The sequence below is a fragment of the Adhaeribacter arboris genome (assembly GCF_003023845.1).
GTDB lineage: Bacteria > Bacteroidota > Bacteroidia > Cytophagales > Hymenobacteraceae > Adhaeribacter > Adhaeribacter arboris.
Window position 1 is genome coordinate 6,873,033 of the sequence record NZ_PYFT01000001.1, and the last position, 14,306, is coordinate 6,887,338.

Consider the following 14,306-nt stretch of genomic DNA (forward strand, 5'->3'; position numbering starts at 1 on the left):
TGGCTTCTCGGGTAAGGTGAGCAAAGGCCGGGTAGCGTGGTAAATTAGTTGCTTAGAGATACTTTTATAAAATAGATAAACTTTTAAATAAATAGTAAATGTTGCTAGATAATTTGCCGATCAATTAAATACAAAATATCCATAAGTTTTAGGTTTTCATTCCTGTTAAATATTCTAAGTTGCGCTAATTCAGAAGTTGATAAATAGTTAGAATAAAAATAATTATCATGATGGCTGAATATATCAACTTATTGTATTTAGCTATAAAAGTAGGAAGATAAATATCAAAGTTGTCTTTCCTGGAATTGGAGTATTTACTGGCAATAAGAGTTAAGGGGCACCTGCCCTTAAAAATTAGTAAGGTAACGACTTCTGCCATTATGAAACCGTAATCTATCCATAGCCATTTATCGAGTTTATTTACTATTGTTGCATAAAGCATATAGAAAATAATAGAACTGAAAAACAGCCATATTAAGGTGTGAATGATTTTAATCATTGTTAATTTTGCTCCGTACTCCATGTTATAATAGCGCATCGCGGTTATTTATCAAATAACTACAAATCTTTTTAAGTGGGTTATTGCTTCGACAGTTATAATGCCTATTAAAACAATAGCACCGGCAAGAAAATATATTAGTCCAGAGAGCTTTACATTATTCGTAATAGATTAACTCTAATTAACCTCTAGCTATTTAGTTTTAAACCTGTAAAAGAAAGAAGGTTATTTTTTATTTTAGAAGTGTTATTGATAAACACCTTCACCCGAAATAATTGTAGCTGCAAGCCGTTCATCGAGGTTGTAAATATCTTTTCGGAAGTTCAGCCGGCCATTTCGGTCTATAAAGGCAGTAAAATAGGCAATAAATACCGGTACCTTATTTTTTATGGTTACATAATGTTCTTTACCAGAGTGCATAGCACTATCAATTTTGGCGGAATTCCATTTCTGGTTGTCTTTAAGCAGAAAGCCGGCGAGCTTTGCCGGTTCGGCAATCCGGATGCAACCATGACTAAAGGCTCTGGCTGATTCATTAAACAACGATTTTGCTGGGGTATCGTGCAGGTAAATATTATAGCTGTTTGGAAATAGAAATTTAACTAGCCCCAAGGAGTTTGACGGTCCCGGTTTTTGTCTGACTACCGGCAAACCTGCTCGGTAGCCGGTAATTTCCATGTTATGATTTTTAAGGTAATTAGCATTCTTTTTCATGCCCGGAATTACCTCCTTCCGCAAAATTCCCGGAGGTATGTTCCAATAAGGACTAAATACTACATATTTAATTTCGCCGTAGAACAGGGTAGTGGCGTGATCGGTTTGGCCAACTACCGCATTACAACTCCATAGTAAGCTGTCGGCCCGGTACACATCGGTACACATGCAATTTATATTCAGGAATATTAACTGCTACATACTCTCTGTTTAGGGTTACCGGTAGCCAACGACTGCGTTCCATATTTACCAGAATTTGTTTAATCCGGCTTTTTAAAGGAATATTCAGTTCAGCTATGGTTGCTTTGTTAGGTAAACCATTCTTTATCAAACCATTTCGTTCCTGGAAATTCTTTATAGCCGAAGATAAATCGCTGTTAAACACTTGGCTTAAGGTATCCCCTTGGTAATCTTCCAGCTTAAATAAGCGTTTCTTTATTTGAAGTATCGTTGAAGAAGTATCTCCCGGTTTAAGTGGTTTTATAGTAATTGCTATAGGCAACCAGGTTTCCCGGGCTTCTAAGGCCCGGTACTTTTTTAAATATGTTTTTAGTAATTCATATTGGCGATAAACAGGCTCATTAGCAGACAATTCTTTAATTGGTGTGGTTAATAGACTATCCAAATATTGATCATAAGCAACTTTTTTTCTGGGTAAATACCATTTGTTAGATTTGCTTACTGCTGGTGTCATGCCTTCCCAGGCAAGTTTTGAAAATACAAAATATTCAGATGTGAGCATTAGCTCCAGCCGGATATCGGGCTTTCCTAAAGAATCTGTATTATTACTTCCGTACAATAAAGAATCAAGTGCTTTTAGATAGGAAAGTTGCTTGTAAACCCCATCATTTTCTAGATTCATTAACCTGTTTCCTAGATTCCCGGCTTGTTCGATTAATACACCATTATCAAACCAAGCATACGAAAAATTTCTTTTATGATAAAAACTCCTGATATCCTGTTCATAGCCTTTAACATCAGGATAACTCTTAAAAAAATCAGTAAGCTGCGTACTATCAAAAACAAGATTTGATTTTTCGCTAAAATTTCCCGATATAGTCTGATCCCAGTCTTTCTTTAAAGAATTAGTCACCTCCGTTTTCTTAGATGGCTGGCTGCAACTTATTACTGAAAAACTAATGATAAAAATAATTAGGAAGGAATATCTTAGATAACATAAATGCATAGGAATAAGGGAAAATGAGAATGAATACCATAGGCTGGCAACGGATTTTATGCATTTAGTAAATACTTGCTATTTTCTACTGTTTACCTGTTACCTGACAAAGATCGGCAACCGGCATCAGAATTACCATGATCTTAAACAGATGATTTTATGATTCTTATCACAAATTTATTTAAGTAGGAATTAGGGGATATATAGACAAACTACCAAGTTTAATTAAATGGGTTTAATTTTTCTTGATTGGGAAAATGAACTTGGAGCTTCTTACTGTTTTATTCGTCGGAGTTTTTCTACTGATAAGATTTTAATGGTGCTGCCTTCTTTTAGAATCATTTTTTCGTCTTTAAAATCGGTAAGGGTACGACTAATAGTTTCATTGGCCGTACCTACCATAGCCGCCAGATCATCGCGGGAAATTTTTATTTCACAAGTTTCAACTGCGGCGCCCTCAAACTTTTCTGCCAAGTTAATTAAGGCATCTGCTACTCTTTTTCGAACGGAATCATAAGCCAGTTTTAATAGTTGTTCTTGCTTTTCCTGGACATTGCCGGATAATAACTGAATAAATTTCTTCGCAATACTGCGATCTTTAAACAAAAGGGTATTAAACTCATCTTTTGGAATAAGAAAAAGTTCTGTGGCTTCCATGGCTTCCGCATTTTCTGGATAAGGCGTGTTTAACAGAACAGACTCATAACCTAGAAAATCGCCGGTATTAAATATGCCGGAAATTATTTCCCGGCCATCCTGGTAAAGCATATACGACCGGATTTTCCCACTTTTAACCAGATAAACATTCAGTGGTTGGTCGCCGCCCATGTAAATATTTTGCTTTTTTTTGTAGCTGCGAAGGCGGCTATTTCCGGAAATATCGTTTAAGAGTTTGGCCGACCGGGCTTCATCCAGTAAGCCCGTAAAAGAAACCGTGTTATTAGCCTGATGGATGGCCCGCTCGCGCTTTTGTAGCCTGCTTTCGATAGCCGTTAGCAATTCCATATCATTAAAAGGCTTCGTGAGATAATCATCTGCCCCCATTTCCATGCCTTTGCGCATATCCGCCCGTTCTGCTTTAGCCGTTAAAAAGATAAAAGGAATATCGGTGGTGTTTTCATTCTTATGAAGCAGGTACAAAACACTATAGCCATCCATTTCCGGCATCATAATATCACACAAAATAATATCAGGCAGGTTCGCCTGCGCTAGTTCAATACCTTTTTTTCCATTTTCTGCGGTAAAAACCGTAAAGTCGGCCAGAGTTAGAATTTCAGCGGTACTTTCCCGGATATCCTGGTTGTCTTCTATGAGCAGGACTGTTTTTTTTAGTGCGTTCATCTGTTCTTAAATATTAACGAAACAGAAGTTCCTTCGTGTTGGGCACTGTGGTAAATAACTTTTCCCCCCATTAATTCCACGTAGCGCTTTACAATATTTAAACCCAGGCCGGTTCCGGGAATATTGCCCGTATTATGCGCCCGGAAAAAAGGCTGAAATAAGTGTTTCTGTTCCTCTTCCGGGATACCAATGCCATTATCTTTTACCGTAATGCAAACTTCGGCCTCGTCTACTTCAGAATTAAATTCAATAAACGTGTTTTCGCCGGAGTATTTAATGGCATTAGATACGAGGTTAATGGCGGCATTTTTTAATAAGGCTGGATCTAGGTAAACATGACTAATGGCCCCGGTATGTTGGTAGACAATATTTTGATTTTGTTTGGCAATTAATTGCATTTCTTCGATGAGTTCTTCCGAAAATTTTACCAAATCAAAGGATTGTAAGAGTGCTTTTGTTTTACCGGCTTCTAATTTTTCCAATGACAAAAAATCGTTCAGAATCCCGGTTAAGTGTGCAACGGAGTTTTTAATTTTTGCCGTGTGTTTCAGAATGTTTTCCGGCTCTAATTTTTCCAAGTATTTGTCGATTAATAAAGCGGAAAGTTGAATAGAACTTAAGGGGGTCCGGAATTCGTGCGAAGCCATTGAAACAAACCGGGTTTTGAGCAGGTTTAATTCTTTTTGCTTTTCCATGGAGCGATCCGCTTCATCCCGTGCTTTCTCCAAATCATTAATCAAATGCTCTAAATTCTGGGTGCGTTCTTTAATCTTTGCTTCCAGTTCGCTGGTATATTTTTTTAAATTTTCTTCTGCTTCTTTTTCCTTAGAAAGGTCGTGAATAAAACCAGTGTATATTTTGCGGTTTTCGTATTCCACTTCACTCACAGCCAACCGAAACGGGAAAGTAGTGCCATCTTTTTTTAAACCTAACACTTCCCGGCCAGTCCCAATTATTCGTTTTTTTCCGGTATCCTGGTGCCGATGCAGGTAACCATTATGTGCTCCTTTATCCGGTTTGGGTATCAGCACACTTATGTTTTCACCACTCACTTCCTCTTCTTCATAGCCAAAGAGCCTCAGGGCCGCGGGGTTCATTGTTTCAATTAAGCCCTGCGAATCAATGGTAATAATGCCGTCGATGGCGGTATTAAAAATAGCGTGCAGTAATTTTAAATTATCCATTTAGAGCAGTTAACACAAGTAGTGACTTATTTTACGTTGCTTTAAAAAAATCGTGTATGAGTTGCAAGCAGAACAAAGAATAAGGCTTAGCCGGTAAGGGTGAGAACACACGCTTGACGTTAGTTCAGGTCTTAAAGGCACTGTTTCTGTTTGGAGGATATCTTCCCGTAGAGCCTATTAGTATTGAGAATCACTTTTTTACAGCCTCTATATCATTCTTTACCCCTTAAGTGCACGCTACCTTTGACTTATTAATAATCTAAAATTTAAGCCAAAGGAAATGAACGTTTCATACATCCATACCGCCCAAAACAAGAGATTTTTAAAAGGCCTACTCGTCTTGATTATCATATTAGGCCTAATGTCTATTACCCTTTTATCGGTACAAGGGCAAACACCTTACAAACTGGTAACTGGCTCTCTAGTACAAGTCACCGGTACCTCCAACCTGCACGATTGGGACATACTGGCCAGCACCTTTACCTGCGAAGGAAATTTCACAATAAAGGTGCAAGAAATAAATTCGCTCTATTTCTCGCTGCCAGTAACGCACCTTAAAAGTAAGGATAGATTGATGGATACTAGGTCTTATAAAGTATTAAAAGCGAATGAATACAATAAAATTACTTTTAAACTAATTAATGCTACCATTTATCCATTCAAAAAAAGTAATAAAACATCTTAACCATAAGAGGGGTTTCTAATCAAGTAAATCTCCGGACGAGCTATGTTTTAAACCAGGATGAAAGCATTTCCTGCGAAGGATCGCAAAAGATCAAAATGAGTGATTATAAAATAAAGGCGCCAACTTATATGATGGGTGCTCTTAAAACGGGCGACGATGTCACCATCAACATCCTCTTAAAACTCCAAAAAACAGATAATTTATCCGCAAGTAATTAATATCACTAAAAAAGGGTTTTATGAAAAAAGATATATATACCTTATTTAAAGCCTTAGTGTCATTTTTTAGGCCAGAGTTAAAGATTATTTAAAGTGATGAACATCACTTTTTCGCTTGATCTGGCGCACAGCATAAGCGGGTGTTAGAAGGTAAATTTGTACAGAATCTAATATACCCCGACCTATGAAAGTTGTAGCTTACAGTATAAAGCCTTTTGAAAAAGAAGTTTTGGTGAAAGCTAACAAAAAGAAGCATGATATAACGCTTATTTCTAACGCTCTAAGCCTAGAAACCGCCGATTATGCCGAAGGTAAAGATGCCGTGGTAGTATTTACCAATGATGATGTTTCGGCACTTGTAATAAATAGACTAGCTGATTTGGGAATTAAATACATCGCTACCCGCTCGGTTGGTACCGATCATATTGATATAGAAGCCGCCTATAAAACAGGTATTAGCCTCGCCAATGTACCTACTTATTCTCCCCAAGCTATTGCCGAACATGCCATTGCTCTGGCCTTATCGCTTAACCGCCATCTTATTCAGGCCGATGAACATAGCCATAATTTTGACTTTAAATTAGATGGACTAACTGGATTTAATTTTTATGGTAAAACGGTAGGCTTAATTGGATTAGGCAATATAGGTCAAGCCATTGCCGCCATATTTAATGGTTTTGGGTGCCGGGTAATTGGCTATGATGTGGCCAATCTGGTTAATTTGGCGGAAATTGAGTTACTATCATTCGACGAAGTACTTCGCCAGGCAGATATTCTTTCGCTGCACGTTCCATTAACCCCCGCCACTAAATATATGATTAATGCCGCCAGCATGGCTATCATGAAGAAAGGTGTCATGTTGATTAACACTTCCAGAGGAGGTTTATTAAAAACAATTGATATAATAGAAGCTTTAGAACAAGGAAAAATTGGATACTTGGGAATTGATGTTTATGAGCATGAAAAAAACTTGTTTTTTGAAGATCACCAAAATGACCGGAACAAAGATTTATTACTTCAAAGATTAATGACTTATCCGAATGTACTGGTTACGCCGCATCAGTCATTTCTTACCCATGAAGCTTTACAGCAAATTGCCGATCGAACTATCAAAAACCTGGATTTATGGCAAAAGGATAAAGTAGTTGCATCTACTTAGATATGCTTTCAAAAAGCTAGAGCTAAAAATAATGAATTTTTAACATATAGTAATAATAGTGAATCATTTAAGATAAACCAGTGCAAATAGTGAAATAGAATTAAAATAAATCAGTGCAAATAGTAAAATAGAATTTAATAATATTTATAAACCTTAGAAATCATGTTACACAATAATTGTTTTAAAAAATTAGCAGGAGTAAGCTTCGCCTTTTTAATGCTAATGGGTATCAATCAAGTGAAAGCACAAAATAGCAATCCGGGACCTAAATTCGGGGTAAAAGCAGGACTAAACTTTTCCCAACTCTACGTAGATCAGGCAAATGCCGAAGACGAAAATATGAAAGTGGGCTATCACTTCGGGGTGTTCGGGAAAGTTCCGATTACGGATTTTCTGGCCATTCAGCCAGAAGTACTCTATACCAATGTAGGTTCTAAAATAACTTACGGCGGTTCTGATTTGTCGAACCTTCTGGGTATTGAGCCAGGAGAGGTACGTTTTAATTTAAATTACGTGCAAGTACCGGTTGCTCTGGCGGTTAATATTGGTCCGCTTAATGTTCACGCCGGTCCATATTTTTCTTACCTGGTATCTGCCAACGTGAAAGATTTAAAATCATCGGACTTGAACTCTTCGGATATTACGGACTTAAAAACCGACAACTTTAATCGGTTTGATTATGGTGTGATGGGGGGTGTAGGCTTTGATGTGAAAGGAGTAACCGTAGGAGCCCGCTATAACTATGGCCTGCGGGAAGTAGGAAACAGTGGTCTGGCAGGTGAATTAACCGATAATTCTAAGAACTCCGTTGCGCAAATTTACCTTGGATTTGGTTTGTAGGGTTTATTTTTCAATTGCTGCTTATTTATCCTTTTTTAAGGAAGTTCCAGAAAATTCCTCCTTCAAATTTAAATATGATGGCTAGCCTTAACCGGATAATCGTGCTGAAAACACTCATTAAACACGAAACGCTCCTTTTCAGCGATATCGCGAAAGAAGAAAATCTAGGCATGATACCCAACGAAATCCACCTGCAATTCTTGTTGGATGAGTTAGTGGAAAGTGATCATATCCATATACTAAGTGGGGTTACTCCTTGTACGTATACCATCACAGTGAAAGGCATTAACGAAGGCAAAAGACTAGCCCGGGAAGGTGAAAATTTAGATCCCAGCAGAGCAAAGTAGCTGAACCACCAAATAATGGACCTAAAAGCCTTGCTACCTTTCAGGGAGTAAGGCTTTTTTTTGCTTTTAAAAATTCAATACCATACCTGCAAGATTATGAAAACTAAATTCTACATATCGCTTTTTCTCTTAATAGTGAGCTTGCCGGTTGTGGCCCAGTATAAAACAGTGGTCTTTAATTATGAGCGCGCTTATTTTGATGATGGCCAGCCCCTGCCCGCCGAAAATAAATTCATTATTTCGGGAGAAGCCAGTGCCAACGTGGAAATAGTAGAAGTAAAGATCTACCATTCTCCCAACATTAAAAAATCTCCATTTTACCAGAACACCTGGGAGAAAAGGGCTACGAGCCCTCCCGCTACTTTCACCCTGCCGGTAAACCAGCCTTTGCGCGGAAACCAGGAATATACTTTAGTACTGAACTATTATTCTAAAGCTTCGGAGGAGCAGCAGCAACAATTAATAGCCCAGATCAATTCTGCTTTAGGAGCCTACATCGACCAGTCGTATCAGATGGAGCGATCCAGCATAACCATGCTGCAACATCCTAAGACCATGCGCAGCGACCTGAACGCTATTGTTCAACAGGGGCTTTCGTTACATCGTAATCAAATTAACTACTCTTTTGAAGGGTTTTCTGACTTGGTGTATCAAAAGTTAAAACAGTTGGGAGAACTAAATCTACGAAAAGCCAGCTTTAATATTTTTGCAAAAAAAGATGAAAATACTCGAACCGTAAAGTTACGGTATGCGCAGGATCAGATAGCAGCCTTGAAATTAATGATAAACCAGGAAGTAGCGCAATATGCCGGAGTACAGCTATATGCGCTTACGGATAGTAAAAAAATTACCGACTATGTAACCGAGAAAACTAAAAATGCCTTAGCCCTTAATGTTGGTTATGGCGGTGCTTATTATTCGGGTACCTTCGATAATTTATCTTACGATGCGGCGCCGTACGCAGGTATCTCTCTTCCATTTGGTAAGGCACCCTTCGTATCTCCTTTCTGGGCAAAAACCAGTATTTCTACAGGGGTATTTTTGCAAAATTTAAAGTTTGGCCCCGGTAATGTGGCTACCGGACCTTTAGTGCATCGTCCGGTTTACGTTGCTCTGGGTTACCGGGTACTGCCATTTATCCGCCTGAACGCGGGGGCAACGGTTTTACAAAACAAACTTACGAGTAGTACCAGCACCGATTTAAACCTGGATAAGGTATACATCCGGCCCTTTGTAGGTTTAAGCATGGAAATCAATTTGTGGCTGAACTTAAACCGCTAATCATGAAACTTTTTTTATTCATATTACTAGCTGGTCTTAGCTGCCTAAATGCTGTAGCGCAGCACAACTTGTATAAATGGCAGTTAAAAGGCTATACGGGTGTTGCTAATTATTACAACCCAAATAAGAAAACCATTGATTATTTTAAATTAGGAGATAATTTATGGCACCGACTGGAAATAGGTCGGAGTTTAAGCAAAACTTTCGGCCTTTCGGCCAGCGCTTCTTTTGGTAAAGTGAGAGGTCTGGCACCGCAGGACCGCAGCTTTCTTACGGATGTTCGTATGACCTCGGTACGACTTTATTTCTATACCGATAATGGCTGGCTGTTAAAATCCTCTTCCTTAATTTCACCTTTCTTTTTTGGTGGTTACGGCTTAAGTACTTTTAACCAAGGCAGTAATAGTGTTTCTAGCGAAAGTAAATACAGGCAGGTACTTCCGTTTGGTTTGGGGCTCAAGTTCCGGATAACCGAAAGGTGGCAACTCGATCTGCAAACCGAAACAGTGTATAATACCCACCCTTCCTCAAATGAAATAGCAAACGAGCAAAACAAGTATAATAATGGTTTTCTGCACACAGGTCTGGCGCTTGCCTATAATTTTGGATTTAAGCCATCTTCGTTTAAAGCGTCGCGGTTTTACGCGAGCTTCCAAGACCCACTTGCACAGGCTGATTCTACTCAAACGACAAAGACCGCTAACCTCTCTAAATTAACTGCCCGGCCCACTTTGCTGGCTACTCGGACCGATCGCCTGGTAAATCCACGATTAATTATGGTTAGAGATACCGTTTTAATATCCGAAAAAAACACTCCGCAGAAACCCGATACCCTAAACCGCCAAATGTTTATTACGCAAAAACGAGATACTGTGTATTCGGCGGATAGAAATCGGGGTATTACCCGAACAAACCTTATTAGTTCGCATACTATTCGTACTACAGCAAGAGAAAAAGCATTAAATGATAGAGAAAGAGCAATAGCCGAAAATGACCTTAGAACAAGTCGGGCGGCAACTTTTAGGCAAGCAGAAGCGGCCCGGGTACAAGAATTGTTAAGAACAACTGTACCTTACCGGGTAACACCCAGCACCACTACTCGGGTATACCAACCTGGGTATCAGCTCAACCGTAATAGCCGTACCCCTTTATATCCGGCCAGTCAAAGTTCCTTAATGCTACTTCAAAAAGATAAAAGCGACCTGGCGGAAGCAAACCGGAAAAATAACGAACTACAATACGCCTACGACTCATTAAATGCATTAAATAACAAAGACAGCGTTCTAACAACACAACTAAGACAGCAAAAATCCTCTTTCAAAGCTTTAGATAATAGAGTGGTGGGTTATATGCAGGACCAGGCCGTTTTGAATGAAATCATGAAACAACGTTTGGCAGCTTACGAAAACGAATTAGCTCGTTTACCCCAGGCGGCAACATCAACTCTTAATGACACACCAGAAGCAATAAGCGGCTTTGACACGAACGTATTCTTCACAATAAATAGTTACGTAATACCTTCCCAAAGTTTTAACAGTTTACTTACCTGTGCCACTTTGTTAAATGCAAATCCAGGAAAAAAACTTCAACTCACCGGCTATACCGATAAGACGGGTAAATCAAGTTATAACTTATTATTAAGTCGAAAAAGAGTGGAAGCTGTTTCTGATTTTTTTCAAGATCAAGGTATTGAAAAAAAGCGCATATTGATGCAGTATTTTGGCGAAGCAGAATCAGATGATAAGTTAAATTCACTCGGCAGAAAAGTAATGTTACATATTCTTGATTAGGCGAAGTGTTCTTGATTAGGGAAGTGAAGGCATAAAAAAGCCTCTCCGGCTTAGCGAAGAGGCTTTGCAGTAGCCCGTAGGGGAATCGAACCCCTGTTACCAGAATGAAAATCTGAGGTCCTAACCCCTAGACGAACGGGCCGTATACTTACCTGAAAAACAGATTATGTTTTATTTTGGTGGTGCAAATATAGGCTGCCTAACGTAGTTTTCCAAAAAAATCATAAAAATTTAAATATTTTCAACAAAACAGATTACTTGCCACTTTTCAACTAAAGAATAAAATAATTTGTTTTAAAAATATAGATTAATAAATTCGCCCCTATTCTATTAACCCCTTAAACGTAGTTATCATGCCACAAATAAAAGTTGCCATCAATGGTTTTGGTCGGATTGGCCGTCTTACTTTCAAATCGTTACTAGGAAGAGAGAACGTAGAAATTGTAGGAATCAACGACCTTACTGATAATAATACCCTCGCTCATTTATTAAAGTACGATTCGGTGCACGGTAAATTTAACGGTACCGTATCGGCGGATGAGCAAAGCTTAACGGTCAATGGTCAGCGGATTGAAGTATTCGCGGAACGAGATCCAAAAAACCTGCCTTGGGGAAAACTTGGGGTAGACGTAGTGCTGGAATCAACCGGTCGTTTTGTGGACGATGTAAGCGCGGGCGCTCACTTAACGGCGGGAGCTAAAAAAGTAGTTATCTCGGCTCCGGCTAAAGGTAAAGTAGCCACTGTAGTATTAGGGGTAAACGAAAATATCCTGACCGGCGAAGAAACCATTGTGTCGAATGCTTCTTGTACCACCAACTGTTTGGCTCCTATGGCCAAAGTTCTGGACGATGCTTTCGGTATTGATAGAGGATACATTACTACTATCCACGCCTATACCTCCGACCAGAATTTGCACGATGCGCCGCACAAAGATTTAAGAAGAGCGCGGGCAGCGGCTCTTTCCATTATACCAACTTCAACTGGGGCGGCTAAAGCGGTTGGGCTGGTATTGCCGCACTTAAATGGTAAATTAGATGGTATTGCCATGCGGGTTCCCGTACCAACTGGTTCATTAACCGATTTAACGGCCATTTTAAAAAGTACTCCTACCAGAGAAGAAGTAAATGCTGCCTTTAAGAAAGCGGCCGAAGCTGAATTTAAAGGTATCCTGGAATACACGGAAGATCCGATTGTTTCTGTAGATATCGTTGGCAATACGCATTCTTGTATTTTTGATTCTGAACAAACTTCTATCAGCGGTAACCTGGTGAAAGTAGTAGGTTGGTACGATAACGAAGCCGGCTACTCTGCCCGGGCTGCCGACCTTATCGAAAGACTAGCGCAACAAATTAAAGCATAATGTTTTAGATTAATTATTAAATACTAAAAAGCCCATCTTTTGATGGGCTTTTTGTTTATTTGGGTTTCGAGATAGATTACTCTTACAACTGGAAAAATAAACCACAAACTGGTTAAGGTTTCGCGGGCAGCATGGGGAATAGCCGGCGGATGTCGGCATCAGTGGGCCTTTTGCCGTATTCACAAATTTCGAAGGCTTCTACGTTAATTACTTTGGCTGCCTTATCGGCGCCGTACCATTTTTCTAAAGTTTGTTTTATTTCCGGCGAAGGTTGCGAACGGCCCAGCCATCTTTTTGCCAACCATTTCTTCCGCTCTTCCGGGTTAGTAGGTACAGTGGTGTCGTGGTCAATCCAGGGCAGCCACTCGTAAACCTGCGATACGTGCGCGTCCAAGGCATCTAATTTTTTGGGAAAAACCGGGGTTATATCAATAGCTATATCGGGACGAAAAGGATTGGGCCGCTGAAAATTATCGCGGGCATACAAGAAAACGGGATTATTTTCCAGGGCGGGTACACTGCTTAATATATTGGGTACTATTACCAGAAAGGACGCATCCTGCACCAGTATCCCGGTATAACGATGGTCGGGGTGATAATCATTTGGTCGCGGGGCAATTACCAGGTCGGCTTTCCACTCTCTTATTCGTTTAATTACGGCTAAGCGATTCTCCAGGGTAGGCAGCAGTTCGCCGTCGTGATTATCCAATACTTCGTATTCCACGCCCAGGCGACGCGCGACTTCTTGGGTTTCCTTGTAACGTCTTTGGGCCAGTTCTCCCCCGCTTATTTTTTGGTGCCCTTTGTCGCCGTTGGTTAAAGAAACAAATTTAACGGCGTGCCCGGAAGCGGCATACAAAGCAGCCACACCACCGCTCGAAATATCGCAATCATCGGGATGAGCGCCAAAAACCAAAACCCGAATTCTATTATTTTGGCCAGTGGCGTTTAGATAAAAAGTGAAGAGTGTTAGCAAACAAAGAAAATACTTTCTCATGTTACCTGAGTTATAAATGGTTTATTCCGTTACCGCCGGGTATTACTTGTCCGGCAGCAGGATCCTGCTCTAAAATAGGGAAAAGTCTGTTATTTCTATTAGCTCCAAATAAAATATACCATTCCAAACACGCTAAAAAATGGCTGCAAAAGAAATTAACTAAAAACATTATATTTTTAGCGGAGCATTAGAGTAGGTTCTAAAAAATGCTTTTTGAATAAAATATTACTTAAAGATGTAAATCAGACTTTGTTTTTTTGTAATTCTACAAGTAAACAACCTATAAAAGGTAAGCGGGATATAGCAGAATATATCTACGGAGAGGAATACGCCGGAAAGAATCAGACTTTTGCAGCCGAACTAGAACGAATGGAAGAAAAATACCGCACGTTTTTAAAAAAACCGGAAACCCTAAAATAAAACCGCACCGCACGACCGATTACAAAACCATTATGCTTTGCGTGCTGCTTCCAGGCAAGTTTCTTTCCGGTTCAACGAAGCTTCGGATTTGCCCGGGGAGATTAAACAAGAAGGTACAGAAGCCTTTCACCGCATCTGGAAATTAGCCTAATTATATTTTTTAAATAGTAGCAAGCATAAATTAGAATACTTCCACTTCTGACCTTTTACCTATAGTAAATAAATAAAATTGTGCGTTTAATAGATTTGGATATTTTAGGTACTGCCACATGAAGGATTAGTGCTTCAATTAA

The 14,306-nt window shown here is 39.5% G+C and carries 14 protein-coding genes and 1 tRNA gene; 9 read left to right on the plus strand and 6 right to left on the minus strand.

What is annotated here, in order from left to right:
• Positions 1 to 745: 745 nt before the first annotated feature.
• The 4 genes from AHMF7605_RS30310 to AHMF7605_RS27785 form a co-directional block, all read right to left on the minus strand.
• A complete protein-coding gene (locus AHMF7605_RS30310) occupies positions 746 to 1,381 on the minus strand; it encodes a L,D-transpeptidase family protein (protein WP_199200320.1) in 636 nt (211 codons plus the stop codon).
• Positions 1,335 to 2,306 (minus strand): L,D-transpeptidase scaffold domain-containing protein, encoded by a 972-nt coding sequence (locus AHMF7605_RS30315; RefSeq protein WP_199200321.1) that lies wholly within the window; start codon positions 2,304 to 2,306, stop codon positions 1,335 to 1,337. The genes AHMF7605_RS30310 and AHMF7605_RS30315 overlap by 47 nt, the downstream gene beginning before the upstream one ends.
• A gap of 357 nt (positions 2,307 to 2,663) precedes the next feature.
• The gene (locus AHMF7605_RS27780) at positions 2,664 to 3,731 is read right to left on the minus strand and encodes a response regulator (protein ID WP_106933176.1); all 1,068 of its coding nucleotides are present in this window, start codon (positions 3,729 to 3,731) and stop codon (positions 2,664 to 2,666) included.
• On the minus strand, positions 3,728 to 4,915 hold the full coding sequence (locus AHMF7605_RS27785) for a PAS domain-containing sensor histidine kinase (RefSeq protein WP_106933177.1): 1,188 nt from the start codon (positions 4,913 to 4,915) through the stop codon (positions 3,728 to 3,730). The genes AHMF7605_RS27780 and AHMF7605_RS27785 overlap by 4 nt, the downstream gene beginning before the upstream one ends.
• A 361-nt stretch (positions 4,916 to 5,276) precedes the next feature.
• On the opposite strand from AHMF7605_RS27785, the gene AHMF7605_RS27790 reads away from it, so the two are divergent.
• The 7 genes from AHMF7605_RS27790 to AHMF7605_RS27820 all read left to right on the plus strand — a co-directional run bounded on the left by AHMF7605_RS27790 (position 5,277) and on the right by AHMF7605_RS27820 (position 11,235).
• Complete coding sequence (locus AHMF7605_RS27790; protein ID WP_106933178.1) at positions 5,277 to 5,600, plus strand: hypothetical protein; 324 nt, start codon at positions 5,277 to 5,279, stop codon at positions 5,598 to 5,600.
• Between the two features lie 2 nt (positions 5,601 to 5,602).
• On the plus strand, positions 5,603 to 5,818 hold the full coding sequence (locus tag AHMF7605_RS31230) for a hypothetical protein (protein WP_394336243.1): 216 nt from the start codon (positions 5,603 to 5,605) through the stop codon (positions 5,816 to 5,818).
• 184 nt (positions 5,819 to 6,002) lie between these two features.
• On the plus strand, positions 6,003 to 6,977 hold the full coding sequence (locus AHMF7605_RS27800; protein ID WP_106933180.1) for a 2-hydroxyacid dehydrogenase: 975 nt from the start codon (positions 6,003 to 6,005) through the stop codon (positions 6,975 to 6,977).
• A 162-nt stretch (positions 6,978 to 7,139) separates the two neighbouring features.
• Complete coding sequence (locus AHMF7605_RS27805) at positions 7,140 to 7,817, plus strand: porin family protein (RefSeq protein ID WP_106933181.1); 678 nt, start codon at positions 7,140 to 7,142, stop codon at positions 7,815 to 7,817.
• Between the two features lie 74 nt (positions 7,818 to 7,891).
• Positions 7,892 to 8,164, plus strand: coding sequence for a hypothetical protein (locus AHMF7605_RS27810; protein ID WP_106933182.1), 273 nt, complete (start codon positions 7,892 to 7,894; stop codon positions 8,162 to 8,164).
• A gap of 96 nt (positions 8,165 to 8,260) precedes the next feature.
• Entirely contained in the window at positions 8,261 to 9,445 is a 1,185-nt protein-coding gene (locus AHMF7605_RS27815) for a hypothetical protein (RefSeq protein WP_106933183.1), read from the plus strand.
• A gap of 2 nt (positions 9,446 to 9,447) precedes the next feature.
• Entirely contained in the window at positions 9,448 to 11,235 is a 1,788-nt protein-coding gene (locus AHMF7605_RS27820) for an OmpA family protein (protein ID WP_106933184.1), read from the plus strand.
• A 70-nt stretch (positions 11,236 to 11,305) separates the two neighbouring features.
• On the opposite strand, the gene AHMF7605_RS27825 is transcribed toward AHMF7605_RS27820, so the two are convergent.
• Positions 11,306 to 11,377 (minus strand) — tRNA-Glu (locus tag AHMF7605_RS27825).
• A 211-nt stretch (positions 11,378 to 11,588) separates the two neighbouring features.
• Here AHMF7605_RS27825 and gap point away from each other — a divergent pair.
• Positions 11,589 to 12,596: a type I glyceraldehyde-3-phosphate dehydrogenase gene (gene gap, locus AHMF7605_RS27830; RefSeq protein ID WP_106933185.1), complete on the plus strand. Its 1,008-nt coding sequence runs from the start codon at positions 11,589 to 11,591 to the stop codon at positions 12,594 to 12,596.
• 112 nt (positions 12,597 to 12,708) lie between these two features.
• Here gap and AHMF7605_RS27835 read toward each other — a convergent pair whose 3' ends face one another.
• Entirely contained in the window at positions 12,709 to 13,593 is an 885-nt protein-coding gene (locus tag AHMF7605_RS27835; protein ID WP_106933186.1) for a PIG-L deacetylase family protein, read from the minus strand.
• A 213-nt stretch (positions 13,594 to 13,806) separates the two neighbouring features.
• Between AHMF7605_RS27835 and AHMF7605_RS27840 the strand changes: the two genes are divergently transcribed.
• The gene (locus tag AHMF7605_RS27840; RefSeq protein WP_106933187.1) at positions 13,807 to 14,013 is read left to right on the plus strand and encodes a hypothetical protein; all 207 of its coding nucleotides are present in this window, start codon (positions 13,807 to 13,809) and stop codon (positions 14,011 to 14,013) included.
• Positions 14,014 to 14,306 lie beyond the last annotated feature (293 nt).

Bases quoted from the DNA above. Each gene is read 5' to 3' on its own strand.
- AHMF7605_RS27805 (WP_106933181.1), top strand. From the start codon at position 7,140: ATGTTACACAATAATTGTTTTAAAAAATTAGCAGGAGTAAGCTTCGCC.
- AHMF7605_RS27820 (WP_106933184.1), top strand. From the start codon at position 9,448: ATGAAACTTTTTTTATTCATATTACTAGCTGGTCTTAGCTGCCTAAAT.
- AHMF7605_RS27790 (WP_106933178.1), top strand. From the start codon at position 5,277: ATGTCTATTACCCTTTTATCGGTACAAGGGCAAACACCTTACAAACTG.
- gap (WP_106933185.1), top strand. From the start codon at position 11,589: ATGCCACAAATAAAAGTTGCCATCAATGGTTTTGGTCGGATTGGCCGT.
- AHMF7605_RS27800 (WP_106933180.1), top strand. From the start codon at position 6,003: ATGAAAGTTGTAGCTTACAGTATAAAGCCTTTTGAAAAAGAAGTTTTG.
- AHMF7605_RS27810 (WP_106933182.1), top strand. From the start codon at position 7,892: ATGATGGCTAGCCTTAACCGGATAATCGTGCTGAAAACACTCATTAAA.
- AHMF7605_RS30310 (WP_199200320.1), bottom strand. From the start codon at position 1,381: ATGTGTACCGATGTGTACCGGGCCGACAGCTTACTATGGAGTTGTAAT.
- AHMF7605_RS27835 (WP_106933186.1), bottom strand. From the start codon at position 13,593: ATGAGAAAGTATTTTCTTTGTTTGCTAACACTCTTCACTTTTTATCTA.
- AHMF7605_RS27785 (WP_106933177.1), bottom strand. From the start codon at position 4,915: ATGGATAATTTAAAATTACTGCACGCTATTTTTAATACCGCCATCGAC.
- AHMF7605_RS27780 (WP_106933176.1), bottom strand. From the start codon at position 3,731: ATGAACGCACTAAAAAAAACAGTCCTGCTCATAGAAGACAACCAGGAT.
- AHMF7605_RS27815 (WP_106933183.1), top strand. From the start codon at position 8,261: ATGAAAACTAAATTCTACATATCGCTTTTTCTCTTAATAGTGAGCTTG.